The organism is Acetomicrobium sp. S15 = DSM 107314 (assembly GCF_016125955.1).
GTDB classification, from domain to species: Bacteria; Synergistota; Synergistia; order Synergistales; family Thermosynergistaceae; genus Thermosynergistes; species Thermosynergistes pyruvativorans.
The window spans coordinates 23348-41239 of the sequence record NZ_JADEVE010000244.1; the positions used below are offsets into that span (position 1 = coordinate 23348).

At 52.1% G+C, this 17892-nt stretch carries 18 protein-coding genes; 17 read left to right on the forward strand and 1 reads right to left on the reverse strand.

Going from position 1 to position 17892, the window contains the following annotated elements; translation table 11 throughout:
* The first annotated feature begins 11 nt into the window (after positions 1 to 11).
* From EZM41_RS06845 to EZM41_RS06905, 13 genes are all read left to right on the forward strand, one after another.
* Positions 12 to 1970 (forward strand): sodium-translocating pyrophosphatase, encoded by a 1959-nt coding sequence (locus tag EZM41_RS06845; protein ID WP_198470379.1) that lies wholly within the window; start codon positions 12 to 14, stop codon positions 1968 to 1970.
* Positions 1971 to 2123: 153 nt separating this feature from the next.
* Entirely contained in the window at positions 2124 to 3860 is a 1737-nt protein-coding gene (gene dnaG, locus EZM41_RS06850; RefSeq protein WP_198470380.1) for a DNA primase, read from the forward strand.
* Between the two features lie 2 nt (positions 3861 to 3862).
* On the forward strand, positions 3863 to 5020 hold the full coding sequence (gene rpoD / locus EZM41_RS06855) for an RNA polymerase sigma factor RpoD (RefSeq protein ID WP_198470381.1): 1158 nt from the start codon (positions 3863 to 3865) through the stop codon (positions 5018 to 5020).
* Positions 5021 to 5055: 35 nt separating this feature from the next.
* Positions 5056 to 6201, forward strand: a complete 1146-nt coding sequence (locus tag EZM41_RS06860) for a baeRF10 domain-containing protein (RefSeq protein ID WP_198470382.1) — start codon at positions 5056 to 5058, stop codon at positions 6199 to 6201.
* Between the two features lie 26 nt (positions 6202 to 6227).
* Positions 6228 to 6500: an RNA-binding S4 domain-containing protein gene (locus tag EZM41_RS06865; RefSeq protein ID WP_198470383.1), complete on the forward strand. Its 273-nt coding sequence runs from the start codon at positions 6228 to 6230 to the stop codon at positions 6498 to 6500.
* A gap of 21 nt (positions 6501 to 6521) precedes the next feature.
* Positions 6522 to 7802 (forward strand): phosphopyruvate hydratase, encoded by a 1281-nt coding sequence (eno, locus tag EZM41_RS06870; protein WP_198470384.1) that lies wholly within the window; start codon positions 6522 to 6524, stop codon positions 7800 to 7802.
* Between the two features lie 117 nt (positions 7803 to 7919).
* On the forward strand, positions 7920 to 8570 hold the full coding sequence (locus tag EZM41_RS06875) for a redox-sensing transcriptional repressor Rex (RefSeq protein WP_198470385.1): 651 nt from the start codon (positions 7920 to 7922) through the stop codon (positions 8568 to 8570).
* A 32-nt stretch (positions 8571 to 8602) separates the two neighbouring features.
* Positions 8603 to 8905 (forward strand): preprotein translocase subunit YajC, encoded by a 303-nt coding sequence (gene yajC / locus EZM41_RS06880; protein WP_232619160.1) that lies wholly within the window; start codon positions 8603 to 8605, stop codon positions 8903 to 8905.
* A 75-nt stretch (positions 8906 to 8980) separates the two neighbouring features.
* Positions 8981 to 10372, forward strand: coding sequence for a protein translocase subunit SecD (secD, locus tag EZM41_RS06885; protein WP_198470386.1), 1392 nt, complete (start codon positions 8981 to 8983; stop codon positions 10370 to 10372).
* Positions 10373 to 10384: 12 nt separating this feature from the next.
* Entirely contained in the window at positions 10385 to 11257 is an 873-nt protein-coding gene (secF, locus tag EZM41_RS06890; protein WP_198470387.1) for a protein translocase subunit SecF, read from the forward strand.
* A 58-nt stretch (positions 11258 to 11315) separates the two neighbouring features.
* A complete protein-coding gene (locus EZM41_RS06895; RefSeq protein ID WP_198470388.1) occupies positions 11316 to 11627 on the forward strand; it encodes a hypothetical protein in 312 nt (103 codons plus the stop codon).
* 37 nt (positions 11628 to 11664) lie between these two features.
* Positions 11665 to 13119 (forward strand): radical SAM protein, encoded by a 1455-nt coding sequence (locus tag EZM41_RS06900; RefSeq protein WP_198470389.1) that lies wholly within the window; start codon positions 11665 to 11667, stop codon positions 13117 to 13119.
* A 27-nt stretch (positions 13120 to 13146) separates the two neighbouring features.
* Complete coding sequence (locus EZM41_RS06905) at positions 13147 to 13452, forward strand: LapA family protein (protein ID WP_198470390.1); 306 nt, start codon at positions 13147 to 13149, stop codon at positions 13450 to 13452.
* Positions 13453 to 13543: 91 nt separating this feature from the next.
* Here EZM41_RS06905 and EZM41_RS06910 read toward each other — a convergent pair whose 3' ends face one another.
* On the reverse strand, positions 13544 to 13681 hold the full coding sequence (locus tag EZM41_RS06910; RefSeq protein WP_198470391.1) for a hypothetical protein: 138 nt from the start codon (positions 13679 to 13681) through the stop codon (positions 13544 to 13546).
* A gap of 186 nt (positions 13682 to 13867) precedes the next feature.
* Between EZM41_RS06910 and EZM41_RS06915 the strand changes: the two genes are divergently transcribed.
* Genes EZM41_RS06915 through EZM41_RS06930 form a run of 4 tightly spaced genes read left to right on the forward strand, consistent with a single transcriptional unit; the run spans position 13868 to position 17889 of the window.
* Positions 13868 to 16153: a RelA/SpoT family protein gene (locus EZM41_RS06915; protein WP_198470392.1), complete on the forward strand. Its 2286-nt coding sequence runs from the start codon at positions 13868 to 13870 to the stop codon at positions 16151 to 16153.
* 13 nt (positions 16154 to 16166) lie between these two features.
* On the forward strand, positions 16167 to 16616 hold the full coding sequence (gene dtd / locus EZM41_RS06920; RefSeq protein WP_342449258.1) for a D-aminoacyl-tRNA deacylase: 450 nt from the start codon (positions 16167 to 16169) through the stop codon (positions 16614 to 16616).
* Positions 16613 to 17239 carry an MBL fold metallo-hydrolase gene (locus tag EZM41_RS06925; protein WP_198470394.1) on the forward strand — a complete coding sequence of 209 codons (627 nt, stop codon included), beginning with the start codon at positions 16613 to 16615 and terminating at the stop codon, positions 17237 to 17239. Before dtd ends, EZM41_RS06925 begins: the two co-directional genes overlap by 4 nt.
* On the forward strand, positions 17236 to 17889 hold the full coding sequence (locus EZM41_RS06930) for a JAB domain-containing protein (protein WP_232619167.1): 654 nt from the start codon (positions 17236 to 17238) through the stop codon (positions 17887 to 17889). Before EZM41_RS06925 ends, EZM41_RS06930 begins: the two co-directional genes overlap by 4 nt.
* Positions 17890 to 17892: the final 3 nt, after the last annotated feature.

Below are 17892 nucleotides of genomic sequence, written 5' to 3' on the forward strand. Positions count from 1 at the left end.
ATTTTCAACAAATGAACGGCTATGTGTTGTGGCTGACCGGAGGTACTGGTGTTTTGGCGCTTGTCTTTGCTATTCTGGCAGTGGGGCGCATTGGCGCTATGGAGGTGAAGATCGAGAGAGTCAAAGAGCTCTCCGAGATCGTCCACAGAGGCGCCATGACCTTTTTATACCGGGAGTACAAGGCCCTCATTCCCTTTGTATTGCTCGTGGGAGCGCTATTGGCCTGGAAGGCCTCCTTCCCTCTCGCTGTCTCTTTCGTTTTCGGTGCCTTTTGCAGCGCTTTGGCAGGTTTCTTGGGGATGCGCGTTGCCACGAGGGCCAATGGCAATACGGCTTACGCGGCGACTGCCGGTATGAACCAAGCCCTGCAGGTGGCCTTTACTGGCGGTGTTGTAATGGGGATGTTCGTCGTGGGGATAGGGATTTTGGGCGTGGTATTGGCTTACTGGCTTTATGGTGACCCTAATATAATCACAGGTTTCGGCTTCGGTGCTAGTTCTATAGCGTTGTTCGCACGCGTCGGCGGGGGTATCTACACGAAGGCTGCAGATATGGGGGCTGACCTGGTCGGCAAAGTGGAGGCGGGCATTCCAGAAGACGACCCAAGGAATCCGGCCGTTATAGCGGATAACGTCGGCGACAACGTGGGTGACATAGCTGGGATGGGGGCCGATCTATTCGAGTCATACGTGAACTCCATCATAGCCGCTATGGCTCTTGGCGTGGTAGCTTTCGGTCCAACGGGAGCAGCGTATCCGCTATTGCTCGCTGGAAGCGGCATAGTCTCCGCCGTTTTGGGCACGTTTTTCGTCCGGGTGAAGGAGGGCGGCGATCCTCAGTTCGCTTTGAGGAAGGGGACGATAGCCACCGGCCTATTCATGATGATCGGCGCATTCCTCGTCACGCGTGCCCTTTTTGGCGATATCGCCCTCTTTTGGTCTGTCCTGGGAGGGGTCATCCTGGGCGTGGCGATAGGGTATGTCACGGAGTTTTATACTTCTATAGGTTCAAAACCGGTGCGTCAAATTGCCGAGTCAGCTGCAACGGGACATGCCACCAACATCTTGTCGGGCATTTCTGTGGGCATGATGTCCACGGCAATACCGGTATTGCTCATATGTGCGGCGGTGCTGATAGGTTACAAATTCGGCGGACTTTACGGCATCGCATGCTCTGCTGTGGGAATGCTCTCGATAACTGGGATGACCTTGTCTGTGGATGCCTATGGCCCAATAGCGGACAATGCCGGGGGTATAGCCCAGATGAGCCAATTGCCTCCATCTGTACGTCAGATCACGGACAGATTAGATGCTGTTGGCAACACCACCGCTGCCATAGGAAAGGGATTGGCAATAGGGTCAGCTGCACTGACAGCCTTAGCGCTATTTGCGACTTATGCCACTGCGGTGCGGCTCGATCACATAGATCTCAACGACCCGATGGTGATGGCTGGTCTTTTTATAGGTGGCATGTTGCCGTTCCTCTTCTCTTCTATGGCGATCATGGCCGTTGGAAGAGCTGCCCAGTCGATGATCGACGAGGTGCGCCGTCAGTTTAGGGAGATCACGGGTCTCATGGAAGGCAGTGCCCAGCCAGAATACGAGCGCTGCGTAGATATATCGACTGCCGCAGCGCTGAAGGAAATGTTAGTGCCTGGCCTTATGGCGGTGGTGGCTCCTATAGCCGTAGGGCTGCTTTTGGGTCCCGGGGCGCTTGGTGGGCTGTTGGGAGGATCCATAATTACGGGTGTGATGTTGGCCATATTCATGGCCAACGCCGGTGGAGCTTGGGATAATGCCAAAAAATACATCGAGGAAGGGCACTTCGGCGGCAAGGGCACGCCCTCTCACGCAGCGGCAGTGGTGGGTGACACCGTGGGGGATCCGTTCAAAGATACGGCGGGGCCAAGCCTCAACATCCTCATTAAGCTCATGTCTGTTATCGCTGTAGTTTTGGCGCCGCTTCTGTGAGTGTGGGTATTGAAACAGGTGCTGGGTGAAGACTAACGCCTCGCTTGGTGGAGTGCCGGATAAGCTCGGACTTTATCCGGCACTTCTGTGCTTTTCGACATGGTTAAAGGCCGTATGTGCGAAGTACGTGTCGAGCAGTAGGGGATGGCATATATGGATCGCGATGTGATCGGAGAGATTAAAAAGCGCTTGGATATAGTGGACCTCGTTGGGGATTATGTCCAACTGCGCAAGGTGGGCAGGAACTATAGGGCTCTCTGCCCGTTTCATACTGAAAAGACTCCCTCTTTTTACGTGTCGCCGGAGCGACAGACGTATCACTGCTTCGGTTGTGGCAAGGGTGGAGACGCGTTCACCTTCCTTATGGAGATAGAAGGGGTATCGTTTCCTCAAGCTTTGGAGCGCCTTGCCAAGCGGGCGGGTGTGGCTTTATCCAAGAGCGCTCACCCCAAAACCGAGGGAGACCTTTCAGAAGTAATGGAGTTGGCCTTGAAATTTTACAGGGATGCGCTCAATAGCCCTTCTGGCGAGGTCGCGAGATCTTACCTGAAGCATAGGGAACTTCCTCCCGAGGTGTGGGAGGCATTTGAACTCGGTTGGGCTCCACCCTCGTGGGATTATCTGTGGCAATCCCTTCAAAGACGTGGCGTAACCTTCGAACTCGCCGAAAGATGCGGATTGGTGCTCATGGGTTCGAGGAGCCCATATGATCGCTTTCGCGGTCGAGTAATGTTTCCGGTTCGGGACGTCTCCGGCAAACTTGTGGCGTTTGGAGGCAGGCTCGTGGTGGGCGAGGGCGCGAAGTACATCAATAGCCCAGAGAGCGAGCTGTTTCAAAAGAGAAGCTGTCTCTATCTTTTGGAGCGCGCCAAGAAGTCTATACGCCAACGGGGGCGTTCGATCCTCGTGGAGGGTTATATAGATGCTATAAGGCTGCACATCTCGGGCTATCCTGAAGCTGTTGCCTCCCTCGGCACTTCGCTCACAGAGGATCAAGCCAAACTCCTCCAGCGCTTCGCGGGTCGTTGTTGTATATGTTACGATGCAGATACGTCAGGGCAGGAAGCCTCGTTGAGAGGCATGTATGTCCTTCAGAGAGAAGGGCTTCAAGTCAGTGTGGTCGTCCTCCCTCGAGATGTTGACCCCGATCAGTTGTTGCTTCAGGAAAACGGGGATAGGGTCTTTATGGAGGCTTTAGATCGCGCCCTTCCCCTTCCTCTTTACCACTTAGAGATCAGACGGCCTTGGTTAGAGGACCCTGGATCTCGCCATAGTGCGATTTTGGAGTTGCTCGAGGGCCTTGCGGAGCTTTCCCCCTTTGATGTGGCTCCATATCTTTCAAATTTGAGCATCGCCTTGGGCGTCTTGCCTGGAGAACTCAATGAGCAGATCGCAGAGATCAGGAGCAGAAAAAAGGTTGCAAAAGAAGATAAAAGCGCTCGTTCCGGCGTATATATAAATGGGATAGGGAAGAAATCGGCGAGTAAAGCGGCAGACCCCGTAGAGGCAGCTGTAGCCTATGTGCTGTGGAACGATGCCCGGAGGCGGGTTGAGGCGCCGCCAGAGGTTATTCTCCCCCTTATCGATGACGAGCGCGTTAAATCCATTGTCGCAGCTTTGCTGTATGGTGAGTCTCCTGAAGAGTTGGAGGGACGGTGGCTATCGTTAGGGGATCGTTTCCCCATGAGCCTCATCGCTATCGGGGGGAGTTTTTGTGACCAATTTGGTGATTTGGAAGTGGCATGGAAGGAGTTGCTCAAACTTTTGGAGAAACGGCGACGTTCCGAAAGATATCATAAACTCCTTTCGGCGATGGCCAAAGGTGAGGCCTCGGCGGAGGAGATGGAAGAATTGCGGCAATTGGCCAGTGACATAAAGGGAGGTGGCTGAAGATGAGCATCGAGGAACGCGACGGGCCGATCGAATCGCCGGAGGAACCCAGTGTCCCAGTAGAAGACCTCTCGACTTCTCAGGAGGAGCTGTTAAAGCACATAGACAAAATAAGAGACTTGCTCCAGATGGGAAGACAGAGGGGGTATGTGACGTATGAAGACATTGAAAAATCGATACCTCCGGAGCTATTGACAGCGGAGGCTCTCGATAACCTCTATTTCAATTTGATGGAACTCGGCATAGACATTCAGGACGGGGCCAAGGAGAAATTGCCGGGCGAAGAGATCGTGCTGAAGGGCAGCCTCGAGATACCTGAGGTGGAAGATATACCTCTGACCGACCCGGTACGGATGTATTTGAGAGAGATCGGGAAAATCCCGCTCTTGACGCCAGAAGAAGAGGTTGAGCTCGCTAAAAGGATTGAGGCCGGCGATCTCGAGGCAAAGAAAAAGCTCATGGCGGCCAATCTGAGGCTGGTAGTGAGTATCGCTAAGAAATATATAGGGAGGGGCATGCTCTTTTTGGACTTGATCCAGGAAGGCAATCTGGGCCTAAGCCGTGCCGTTGAGAAGTTCGATTATAGGAAGGGTTTTAAGTTCAGCACTTACGCCACGTGGTGGATCAGACAGGCCATAACGCGAGCCATCGCCGATCAGGCTAGGACCATCCGGATACCTGTTCACATGGTGGAGACGATAAACAAGCTGATCCGCGTGTCGCGCCAGCTGGTTCAAAAGCTTGGTCGTGAGCCGACTGCAGAGGAGATCGCCAAAGAGATGGGGGTAGACGCAGAAAGGGTGGCTGAGATCCAGCGCATTGCTCAGGAGCCTGTCTCTTTGGAGACGCCGATAGGAGAAGAAGAGGACAGCCAATTGGGCGACTTTTTGGAAGATAAAGAGTTATTGAGCCCAGATGATGCAGCGGCCAATCAGCTCCTTCGGGAGGAGTTGGAAAGCATGATTGACGAACTGGCGCCGCGCGAGAGAGAAGTGCTGCGCCTTCGTTTCGGCCTGGAGGACGGACACCCTTATACACTGGAGGAGGTGGGCCGTCGTTTCGGCGTGACCAGGGAGCGTATCAGGCAGATAGAGGCCAAAGCCTTGCGCAAGCTTCGACATCCGAGCCGCAGCAAGAAATTGCGGGATTTTATCGTATGAGTTGTTTATCATGATGAGCGTGAGGAGGTGGCTACATGAAGAAGGCAATCATCAAAGAAGTGGTGGAGCGCTTTAGGGAAAAGGGTCCGGTTATCTCCATTTTCGTGGATATGGATCGGAGCAAAAAGAACCCCAGGGAGATAGCCATCGAGGTGAAGAACATCTACAAAACGACGCTTCAAGAGCTTGCGCGCTGGCAAGTCGCTTCAGAAAGCGAGGCTTTGAAAGCCGTGTTTGAATCTCTCTTTCCTGAGATAGAAGGGTGCGTAGACGGTCTTTCTAAAGGCAAGGCCTTCTATGTGAATGCGGCCTCGGGGCTTTTCGCTCAATATTCACTCCCGGTCGCCGTACCTACGCAGGTGAGGGTGGCAAATCACCCATGCATCTTTCCTCTGATGGAGGTCCTTTCGCCTCATAAAGAAACGCTCGCCGTCATAGTCGGTGCCAAGGAGGCACGCTTTTTCCGCAACGACGGAGAAGAGGTGAAAATGCTACTCGAAGTCGCCGAGGATATGCCGGCCAAAGTTAAGGCCGCAGGGTGGTATGGCCTTGAAGAGCGCAGAATAGAGCGCCACGTGGAGGAGCACATATTACGACACCTTAAAGCTACCGCTGCTACCTTGAAGAGCCTTGTGGAAGAAGAGGGCAACAATTACGATCTCGTCCTCGTGGGAGGCAACGAAGAATATGGGGCGATAGTGGTCGAGTTGGCCAGGGAGGCCACTGTCTCTGTTCCCGTAGAGATGGCGTCTGAGCTCGGCAACGTTACCGATCCGGAGCTCGTCAGAGAAGCTATATTTGTTTATACCATGCGTCGCTTTTACGAGGAGGGGGAGGCCTTAGTCGGGCGTATTTTGACCGAAGCCTCCAAGGGAGGACAAGCCATCACGGGTTTGAGCGGCACATTGAAGGCCGTCAATATGGGCGCCATTCATCAACTTGTGGTTGACGAGCATCGCTCAGTAAAGGGAGGACGTTGCGATCATTGCGATACCCTAATTTCGGAGCCATCGAACGTTTGTCCTGTGTGCGGAGCATCAGTAACCGCTGAAGATGATCTCTTGGAGGCCATTGCGCATAAAGTCCTGGAGCAAGATGGCGATGTAACGGTATTGGGTCGACCGTCGCTGTTAAGGGAATACGAGGGCTTGGGCGCGGTTCTTCGCTTTCCTGTTTCTTGAGTTTGTTATACTGAAAGACACGATACATGAGGTTGGATAAATTCTTGAAAGCTTCAAGGCTGATCAAGCGCCGCTCTTTGGCTCAGGAGATGATCGCAAATAATGCTGTTCGCGTCAATGGTCGGCCCTGCAAGGCCTCTTATAATGTAAAATCTGGTGATGTCGTGAGTGTGGCTTTTCCGCGCCGTTTATTGCGGGTGTGCATTTCGGTAGACGACGAAGCGCTCATCAAGCGAGGGAGTCGTTGTTATGAAGTGCTCGAAGAGCGCACAATAGATCCTGATGAAGTGCCATGGTAGGCAATGAGGAGGAAGACAAAAATGAGCGAAATCGTAGGCATTCATGGTAGAGAAATACTCGATTCCAGAGGTAATCCCACTGTAGAGGTTGAAATATGGCTTGAGAGCGGAAGCATTGGCAGGGCAGCTGTTCCCTCTGGAGCTTCTACTGGCACATTTGAGGCTTTAGAGCTGAGGGATGGCGGCGACAGATATGGCGGCAAAGGTGTCAGGAAGGCCGTAGAGAACGTGAATGAGCGGATAGGACCGGAGATAGTCGGCTTGGAGGCCTCCGAGCAGGTCTCAATTGACCGTGCGATGATAGATCTCGACGGCACGCCGAACAAGAGCAACTTGGGTGCCAATGCCATTTTGGCCGTCTCATTGGCAGTGGCACGCGCTGCAGCCGGTGAGCGAAGCATGACGTTATGGTCTTACCTTGGTGGGGTTGGCCCGTATCTGATGCCTGTCCCCCTGATGAACGTCATCAATGGCGGACTACATGCTGATAACAACTTAGACATACAGGAATTTATGATCGTTCCTCACGGTGCCGAGAGTTTTGCCCAGGCTTTACAGATGGGCGTTGAAGTCTACCAGGCGCTTAAGAAACTCCTCGCAAAGAAAGGCTATAGCACGTCCGTTGGGGATGAAGGAGGATTCGCTCCAAACCTGAGAGGTAGCGAAGAAGCCCTTGACTTGCTCGTCGAGGCGATTTCCTCAGCTGGTTACTCCCCCAAAGACGAGGTGAGCCTTGCCCTCGACGTAGCCGCTACGGAACTTTACGAAGATGGTCGCTATCGGCTTCGTGGCGAAAGAAAGGATCTTTCACAGGAAGAGCTCGTTGGATACTACGAGAGACTGTGTGACAATTATCCCATCGTTTCGATAGAAGATGGGATGGCCGAAGAAGACTGGGAAGGATGGGGCCTCCTCACCCGCGCCATGGGCGAAAAGGTCCAACTCGTAGGCGACGATCTCTTTGTCACAAATCCAGATCGATTCAAGAGGGGCATAGAAAAGGGCATAGCCAGCGCGATTTTGGTAAAGCTCAACCAAATAGGCACCCTCACCGAAACGATGGAGGTAATAGAAATGGCGCGCTGGAACGGTTACGGGGTGATCATATCTCATCGTTCTGGAGAGACGGAGGACAGTTTCATAAGCGATTTGGCCGTAGCCACTGGCGCAGGCCAGATAAAGGGTGGCGCTCCCGCACGAACGGATCGGGTGGTGAAATACAATCAGTTACTCAGGATCGCTGAGATGCTCGGGGAGGAAGAGGGCTTTGCTGGCCTATCGCGCGTCCGTCGAAGGAGTTAGAGGTCGCGAAGGCGCGTCGATCTATAAGGCTGAGTGGTGGACTTGTCCTTTGCGGATAAAGCCATTTACGGTTATTTGCCTTCCCACTCCGGCCCTTAAGCTCAAAGGGGTGGTCGAATGCGCATAGCAGAGCCGACGGTTGAACGACTTGTTCTTTATGCGCGCCTCTTGAAGCGCCTGCAAGAGGAAGGAGTGGATGTGATTTCCTCCCAAGAGATCGGCGATGAGCTGGGGCTTAAGGCCAGTCAGGTACGTAAAGACCTTTCCTACTTCGGCGAGATAGGAAAACGTGGCGTAGGGTATAGCGTTCCACGCCTTTGCGAACATCTTGAGGCGATTCTTTCTCCTCCGAGGGTATGGAGGATAGCCATGGTGGGTGTAGGTAGGCTCGGCGGGGCATTATTGGGTTATGGGCCTTTGCAAAACGAGAAGTTTAAAATGGTTGCCCTCTTCGACGTGGATCCCGCAAAAGTGGGAAGAATCTTTCGAGGGGCTCCGTGTTTTCACGTCGACAGAATTGCCGATGTGATCGCCGAGTTGGCCATCGAAGTCTTCATCTTGACCGTTCCTGCTGAGGCTGCTCAATCTGTGGTGGATAGGATTGCGAGTTCGAGTTTCGTTAAGGGAATTCTTAACTTCGCGCCAGCCCCCATAGTCGCCCCTAAAGAGATACTTGTGTATAATGTAGATATATCAGTAGAATTGGAAAAGCTGCTCTTTTATCTTAAGCAGAGGGAAAGCCAGAGCGCCCATTTTGTGTTAGAATAGCTCTGTAAATTTACTGGAGAGGAGTGTTCAATTTGCCACAACAAGGTTTAAGTTCTCTGTTGTTGCCGCTCTTGCTTTTTGTCCTCATCTTTTATTTTCTCATCATTCGCCCTCAGAGGAGACGGCAAAAGCAGCATGAGCAGATGTTAGCTTCGGTGAACCGTGGCGATCAGGTCGTCACGATCGGAGGTTTTTTTGGCACGGTGAAGGATGTTAAGGACGACAGCTTCATATTAGAGATAGCAGATGGAGTAAGGGTGCGCATTTTGAAGAGCGCTATCTCCGCAAGGCGTTCGCCTGCTCCAGTGTCAGAACCAAAGGAAAAAGAGGCGTAAAGCCTCACCTTCCTCGTGCGGAGTGGGCAAGAGAAGGCTCGCTCCGCTTTTTATTGGGATGGGAGGAGTGTATGAATGTCCAAGCGTGAACGGTGGCATTTGATATTTGTGGCGGCAATCGTGGTAGTGGCATTGCTTTCCGTTTTTCCTATCCAAGGCAGAGTGCGCCTCGGGCTGGATTTGAAAGGAGGGGTTCACCTTCTCCTGCAGGCTGTAGGTACCGCTGAGGTTCCCGTAACTGACGATAGCATAGAGCGACTGATAGCTGTCCTTCGCAATAGAATTGACCAATATGGGATCACAGAACCGGTTATCCAGCGCCAAGGCAACGACCGGGTTGTCGTGGATCTCCCGGGTGTGGAGGATCCGGAGGCCGCCCTTGAGCTCATAGGGAAAACGGCCATGTTGGAGTTCAGACAAGTCGTAGATGTTACTCCGACCCCACCTCGCGCCCCTGAGAGAAAAAACTACGACAGCGACGAAGAGTTTCAGCGTGCTCAGGAGCGTTGGAGAGCCATGGTTTCCGAGATAGAGGATAGTGTACGCCGGATGGAAGAGAAAGCCGCTTCGGATCCAAACCTCATTGTAGCCAAAGAGGAGGAATCGGGGCGCTTTTATCTTTTGGGCGCCGCTTACGTGACAGGAGAGCACCTTGTAGATGCCAAGACTTCCTATGACAGCTTGGGGCGTCCAACAGTTAATTTGAAGTTCAGCAGAGAGGGAGCTAAATTATTTGATGAAGCAACAGCAGCTAACGTAGGAAAACAGATAGCAATTTTATTAGATGGCGTAGTAATATCAGCTCCAGTAGTGCAGGAACGCATAAGCGGCGGAGAAGCCCAAATTTCTGGTCGCTTCACTACCGCTTCGGCCCAGAGGTTGGCCATTATGCTCCGCGCCGGAGCCTTGCCTGTAAGCGTAAAGATTTTGGAAAATCGCTCTGTTGGGCCCACCTTAGGAACTGACTCTATAAAGGCAGGCATAAGGGCCGGGCTGATAGGGGTAGCATTGGTTGTGGTTTTTATGCTCCTCTATTATGCATCCTTGGGGATAGTCGCCGACGTGGCACTTGGCGTGACTATACTTTTGCTTTTAGCCGGCCTTATAAGCCTAAAAGCCACCCTGACCTTGCCTGGCATTGCCGGTATAATACTCACCATAGGCATGGCAGTAGACGGCAACATTCTGATTTATGAGAGGATCAGAGAGGAGATAAGGTCGGGGAAGACCGTTTATGCCTCCATCGATGCGGGTTTTCGTAAGGCTTTTGTTACCATTTTCGATGCCAACCTAACGACTCTTATAGCTGCTGCAGTGCTTTATTATTTTGGTAGTGGACCGATTCGCGGTTTCGCCGTTACCTTGAGCATAGGCATCGTGGCCAGCGTATTTTCTGCAATAGTCGTGACGAGGACGCTTCTCAGGATATTCTTGACAGTCAAGAAAGATCTCACTCTGCTTAGATGAGGTGCCATTAAGATGCAATTATTAAAGATAAAATTCTACATAAGCTTTATGAAGGTGCGCCGTTTGGCGTTACTGGCGAGCGCCATCGCGATTGTGGCGAGTATTTGTCTGTTAACCTTTAAGGGATTAAACCTCGGTATAGACTTTTCTGGTGGCGTATTAATCCAGATGGAAACTGCTGAAGCCTCTTCTGTCGGCAATGTGCGTCAGGCGCTTGAAAAGGTTGGCTTGGGAACATCTGTAATACAGGCCTATAGCGGGAAGGGCTATATAATACGCATTAAGTCAGAGGAGTCACAAGAAGAAGCGCTTAGGGCCTTGCGCGAGAGCTTTCCCAATATGTCTCTGTTGCGGTTGGAACAGGTGGGACCGGTTGTGGGCAGTCAACTTCGCCGTCAAGCTATCATTGCGGTCTCTATTTCTTTAGTTTGTATCTTAATCTACATAACATTCCGCTTTCGTTTCCGCTTCGGCGCAGTCAGCGTATTGGCGTTATTTCATGATGTCATCATAACGCTTGGCCTTTTTAGCTTAACAGGCAGAGAGATATCACTTCCCTTCATAGCGGCCATCCTCACCATCGTAGGTTACTCTCTGAACGATACGATAGTGGTCCTCGATCGCGTCCGGGAGAACTGGCGCCATGTTAAACAATGGGGGATCGTCAAACTTCTCGATGACTCCGTTAACCAGGTCTTATCCAGGACCATCAACACTTCTCTTACGACGTTCTTTCCGGTGCTTGCCTTGTTTCTGTGGGGCGGACCGGCGATAGCCGACTTCTCCTTTGCTTTTATGGTGGGCATAGTGGTGGGAACGTACAGCTCTATATTTGTGGCTGGCGCGCTTTTGTGCGAATGGCAATTGCGTTCGCCGAAAACGTGAAAATTTTCGGATATAATGTTATAATTTTTTTTAAAGGAATTAGCGAGGAGGGGTGACTATGGAGGCGATCCTTCGTCTAATTTGGGAAGGCTTAAGTGCGGAGGACTCCTTGCTCGGTATATGCAGAGGACACTTAAGAGAACTTGTCAAACGGGGAAAGCTCACAGAATTAGATGTAGAGGGGGTCTTGAGCGCCATCGAAAGCGACTTGGCGCAGCGACGAGAGATGTTGCGAAACGGCTTCAAGCGCGAGGTCCAGCGGTTGCTCTCGCTCCTTCCAGTAGCTACAATTGACGATATTAAGATGTTGGAACGCAGGCTGGATGCATTGGAAGAGGGAATAAAACGGGCTTCATCCATGAGCCTATAGTTCAGAGGGCCTGTATAGCTTGAGGAGGCGAACTCACATGGCCATGACCATTTATGATAGGGTGAAAGGCATAGTATCTTATAAGCTTTTGGAGCAAGTAGCGAAGATGGCTAGCGAAGGGGATGAGTCCAAGCTGGCCTTTCTTTTCGAGACTATATCTCGCCTTTCGCCGGCTAAGTATCATCGCGAGACCTTTCACGATCTGGCGGAAATGGTTCGCGCGGACCACCCGTTTGTGGGCGTGTTTCGAAGGGTCTTACAGGAGCTTCATCCGAATTGCCGTAAAAAATTTATCATGAATTTCTTGGTAAATTTTGTCGTCCTATCGCGTGGGATACGCGACCGCAAAGAAAAAGAGCTCGGCATTCATATACCGAACTTTATGGTGATAAGCCCTACAATGCGCTGTAATCTCCACTGTCGCGGCTGCTATGCCGGCGAGTATGACACCAGCAAGGACCTATCCTTAGAAGAGCTCGATGACATTATAAAACAGGCTAAAGAGCTTGGCATGTATTTCTTCACCATCTCCGGTGGGGAAGCGTTCACGAGGCCCGATCTCTTTGAGCTGTGGGCGAAACATAGCGACGAATGCTATTTCCAGGTTTACACGAACGGGACGCTCATAACCGACGAAGTGGCCGATAAACTCGTAGAGCTCGGCAACGTTGCGCCTGTCATATCCATCGAAGGCAATAAGGCGGAAACGGATGCCCGTCGCGGACCTGGCATGTATGATCGCATAATGGCCACGTTTAAACGCTTGAGGGAAAAGGGCGTGCTTTATGGCTTTAGCGCCACCTATACGAGCAGCAGCGCCGACTATATCGCAAGCGATGCTTTTATAGAGGAGATGCTTCGAGCGGGTTGTAAAGTCGGTTGGTTCTTCCAATACATTCCCACGGGCGAAAACCCGGACCTCTCTTACATGGCCACGCCGGAGCAGCGAGCCAAGTTGCACGAGAAGGTTGAAGAGTGGCGCAGCAAGTACCCTATCTTTTTGGGCGACTTCTGGAACGACGGTCCCTATGTCGATGGCTGCATGGCCGGGGGCGAGCGGTATCTTCACGTCATCTCCAATGGCGACGTGGAACCTTGCGTCTTTGTGCATTTCGCTGTCGACAACATCAGGGAAAAGAGCCTGGTAGAGATTTTGGATAGCCCGTTCTTCCGAGCGATCCGCGAGGCTCAGCCGTATGACGACGATAACTTGCTTCGTCCTTGTCTTATCATAGATCACCCATGGTTGCTGCGACAGCTTGTGGAAGAATACGGAGCCAGACCTACCCATGCTGGGGCTGAAAAGGTTATAGGCGAACTCGCCGAAGGCGTTGATTCTTACGCCCTTCGACTCAAGGAGATTTACGATCCCCTGTGGGATGAGAAGGGAAGAGAAAAGTATCTCAGGTCACTCAGCAAAGAAGAGAAGCAGGAAATGCGGGACCGCTTTTTGAAGAAGAGCTGCGTATCCTCGACATCTGAAAAGGAATAGATGTGCGATGTGGGGTGAATGGACGAAATGAAGAGCTATGCTCTCGCTGTGGCAGCCGGCATGATAATTGCCGCGCTCTATGCGGTTCAAAACGGAGACATTATAACGGTTAATTTCTTGATTTGGCAGAGGGATGTGCACCAAGGAATATGGGAAGTCCTCGTTTTCGCCGCTGGAGCTTTGTTGATGTGGGTCGCCTCAGTGGGAGCGATAGTAGAGCTAAAAGGACGCGGCAAGTCTCGTGTGAAGGAGCTTGAGAAGCAGATCTCCGCTTTGGAAAAAGAGAAGGCCTCGTTCATAGAAGCGCTGCAGGGAGGACACAAAGAAGAATAACCCGGTTCAGGTCTTTGCTTTTTGTGTTTTGTTGCCCTCGTGCGCTTATAGGGTGCGCGTGGGCAACAATCCTTCCAAGTTTTAATCCTCTTTAGAGCAATTTCGATACAGTGCCCCCAGGATTGAAATTCGAGGCCTCTCGGTTCGTCCAGGGGCAGCAGTATAATCCCGTGTTGTCTCCGAAGGTTTGAATGCTGTTTCGCAATGCCCTGTGGACTATCGTTTTCATTGCCTCCAATATAAACTGCGAGGCTTTTCAGCGTCGACTCTATAGAATAAATTACGGGATATGTACAGGCGTATGATTTTGGCGCATTCGGCATAATTTTTGTAGCTTCTCATGTGGGTGTGAGAAATGATATCATGTGTCGGAAGGGCGGAGTTGGCCTCTTAAACAAAAGGACGGATTTGACATATGAAGCCTAAGGGCGAACTCAAGAGTGAAGATATAGGAATTCGAGCTGTAGGCGCCGAAACTCACAGCGGTGGCGGAAAAGCGTTGCGGCTTTTGAGAGACAGCTTCATCGGCCGACTGCCGGAGACCGAGCGTCATACGGCGGTGAAGCTGGCGTGGCAAACGCTATGGGAGAAAGCCTGCGCCTATCTGCCGAAGGAGGAGCTCTCTCAGCTGGGTGAAGCCCTAGTGTTGGCTGCCAAGGCTCATGCCGACCAGAAGAGGGCTACGGGCGAGCCTTATATAATCCACTCGATTTATGTTGCTACGATACTGGCTGACATGGAGTTGGATAATGAGACTCTTATGGCTGCTATCCTTCATGACGCTTTGGAAGATACCACTCTTGGTCCTGAGGCCATAAAAGAGCGTTTTGGCCAGAGCGTGCTCACTCTCGTTGATGGAGTAACCAAGTTAGGAAGCCTTCCCTTTGGGTCCTTGGAGGAATATCAGGCCGAGAACTTGCGCAAGATGTTTCTCGTCATGGCGAAGGACATCAGGGTTGTGCTGATCAAGTTGGCCGATCGGCTTCACAATATGCGCACCATTCAAATACTTCCCAGGGATAAGCAGATCAGAATTGCGCGAGAGACGCTTGAGATATATGCCCCCCTTTCACATCGCTTAGGGATATATCAACTGAAGCGCGAACTCGAAGACCTGGCTTTCAAAGTGCTTTATCCGGAGACGTATTATGAAATTCGTAGGAGAGTGCGCAAAAAGCTGCCGGAAAGAGAAGCCATCGTGAAACAGGCTATCGACGTCCTCGCTAAGCGTTTTCAAGAGGTGGGGCTTAAGGCTTACATCACGGGCAGGGCTAAGCACTTTTACAGCATCTACGAGAAAATGCAAAGGAAAGGGCTCACGCTCGACCAGATATATGACCTTTTGGCTTTGAGAGTGGTCGTAGGGAGCGTTGCGGAGTGCTATCAAGCGCTCGGCATCGTGCATACAATTTGGAAGCCCATTCCTGGTCAGTTTGACGATTATATAGCTAACCCCAAGAGCAATATGTATCAATCCCTTCATACCACGATCGTAGGTCCTTCGGGCGAACCGCTGGAGATTCAGATTAGGACATGGGAGATGCACTGGCTTGCCGAATATGGTATAGCAGCTCACTGGCGATATAAAGAAGGATACGGCAAGCCGGACAACTTGGATGCCAAGCTCGCGTGGATACGCCAGGTGCTGGAGACGCAATCCGAAGGCTCTCCTCCATCGGAGTTTCTCGAGAACCTAAAGGTAGATGTGCTTTCGTCGGAGGTCTTCGTCTTCACGCCGAAGGGCAGTGTGGTATCCCTGCCGAAGGGTGCCACTCCTGTCGATTTCGCATACGCCATCCATACGGAGGTGGGACATAAGTGCGTAGGGGCAATGGTCAATGGGCGCATAGTCCCCATGAACTACGAATTGCAGAACGGCGACATAGTGCGCATCCTCACTTCTCCCCAAGGACGTCCATCGCGGGACTGGTTGAACATAGCCCGCACCGGCAGGGCGAAGTCCAAGATAAAGGCGTATTTCCGTCAGATGGAGCGATCCGAGCGGGAGGACAAGCTCAACAGGGGCAGGGAACTGTTAGAGAGGGAAATCCGCAGGCGTCTGAACGACGATTCGATATCGCTGGAGGAGTTGGGATCGTCTCTCAGCAAGGTCTCCCATGATCTGGGTTATGGAAACGGCGAGGATCTCATAGCGGCTGTCGGAGCCGGCAACCAAAATGTATCTGCGGTGGCTTCGCGCATAGCTGAGCACCTCAGTTCCAAGGGCAGAGGTGAAGAGAAGCCCCATGAACCCGCAAAGAGGGAAGCTGAGTCCGAGATTATAGTTGAGGGGACAAGTGGGCTGACGGTGACCATAGCCAACTGTTGCACCCCTGTGCCTGGCGACGCAATCGTAGGATATGTGACGAGAAATCGCGGCATCACGGCTCATCGTAAGGATTGTCCCAATATACAAGGACTCCCTGAGGAGAAAAAGGTCTCTTTGTCCTGGGGCAAGACCAATAGCGGCTACACAGCTCGCTTGTACTTGGAGGCTATCGATCGTGCAGGATTATTTGCTGACGTTACCCAAGCCATAAATGCTACCGAAGGGATTATTTCGGCCATCAAAGCTCATGTAATTGAAGCGAACCGAGCTCGCATGTCGATGGAGATACAGGTTAAAGATGTAGGGCAACTCTATAAAATTATGGCTCGCCTAAACGCGGTTGAGAGCGTCATCAATGTCTCTCGGGGGTGATGGCTTGAGAGCTGTGTTGCAGCGGGTGAAATGGGCCTACGTCGATGTGGGTGGCAAAAGGATATCCGAAATAGGGCCGGGGATATTGCTCCTTGTGGGCTTTTCCCACTGTGACGATAACGAGAGCCTCGAGTGGATGGCTAACAAGGTGGTCAACTTGCGCATCTTCGAAGATGAAAATGGTAAAATGAACCGCTCTGTAGTCGAGGTTGGTGGCTCTGTTTTGGTTGTCTCTCAGTTTACGCTCTATGCCGATTGTAGCAAGGGTAGGCGTCCGTCCTTTGTGAATGCCGCCACCCAGGATGTTGCCGAAAGGCTGTATGAAAATTTCCTCGGCGTTCTGAGATCACGTCATGGGGCTATCAAGAGCGGTATATTCCAAGCCCATATGGAAGTGAGTCTTTGCAATAATGGACCTGTGACTTTGATGCTTGACTCGACCAAAGGAGGAAGCGCCGAATGAATGTGAAGTGCTTTTATCTGGGACCATTGTTTACAAATGGCTATCTCTTATGGGACGATTTAGGTAACGCGGCCTTTGTGGATCCCGGCGAGGAGAGCGCGGAGGTGTTAAAATTTTTGGACGAGGGACGGCTCAAACTGTTATGGATCTTCCTCACCCATGGTCATCCGGATCATATAGGAGGTGTCGAAGTGCTGAGGAAGGTGGCACTTTATGGGGTTGCCATTCACGAGGCCGATATCCCCATGTTCGTGGAGCCGACGCTTGGCCTTTCGCCTCTTTTCGGCTCAAGGCGTCCTTCTCATCCTGAAAAGGTGCTCCAGGACGGGGATAGGATTACCGTCGGCCGCCTCGTCTTTACCGTCATCCATACGCCAGGTCACACCCCTGGAAGCGTTTGCTTTCTGGTTGAAGGAGAAGGAGGGCAACTCTTGCTCTCGGGAGATACACTCTTCGCTCAAAGCGTCGGGCGCACGGATTTGCCTGGAGGAGACGGGGCAAAACTCCTTTCTTCCCTCAGGCGCCTTGCCGAGTTGCCCGATGACCTCTTGGTCCTCCCCGGCCATGGTCCCAAAACGACGATTGGTGACGAGCGCAGGGACAATCCGTTTTGGCCACGATGAGGGTGAAGTCGCTCCCCGCTGATGAACGCCCTAGGGAACGGCTCCTTTCGTCCGGTCCAGAGGCGCTTTCCGGGACGGAACTCCTGGCCATCCTCCTCCGCACAGGAGATAGCAAGCGGGGCGTGATGGAGCTTGCATCGCATGTATTAGAGCAGTGTGGCGGCATAACAGGGCTTTGCCGGGCTACCCCAAACGAGCTCCTCTCCATTCCTGGGGTGGGCAGAGCTAAAGCAGCCACTCTTTTGGCTGCTACGGAGCTGGCCAAGCGTGTGTTTGGTGGTCAAGAGCGCAAGTCGACCTCGAGTTGGGAATGGCGCTTGCACGAGTGGGTCTCTCGTCTTAGCTTGGAAGGTAGAGAGTTTGTGGTGGCGATATACGCCGATGATGATGAGGCGTTCGTAGGCGATGATCGCCTCTCTTACGGAGGTGTCGATGGGGCTTTTATCGATGTGAAATATTTGTTGAGAAGGGCTCTCCGCATGGGCGCTTCTAAGGTGGTCCTGCTCCATAATCACCCCGACGGGGCGTTGGAGGCGAGCGATGAGGATATGCAGCTCACCAAGATAATTTCTCAGATGATGCATTTAGTGGGGCTTGAGTTCTTGGGTCATTGCATCGTGGCTCAAGGTAGTTATAAGTGGGTGAAATAGCGA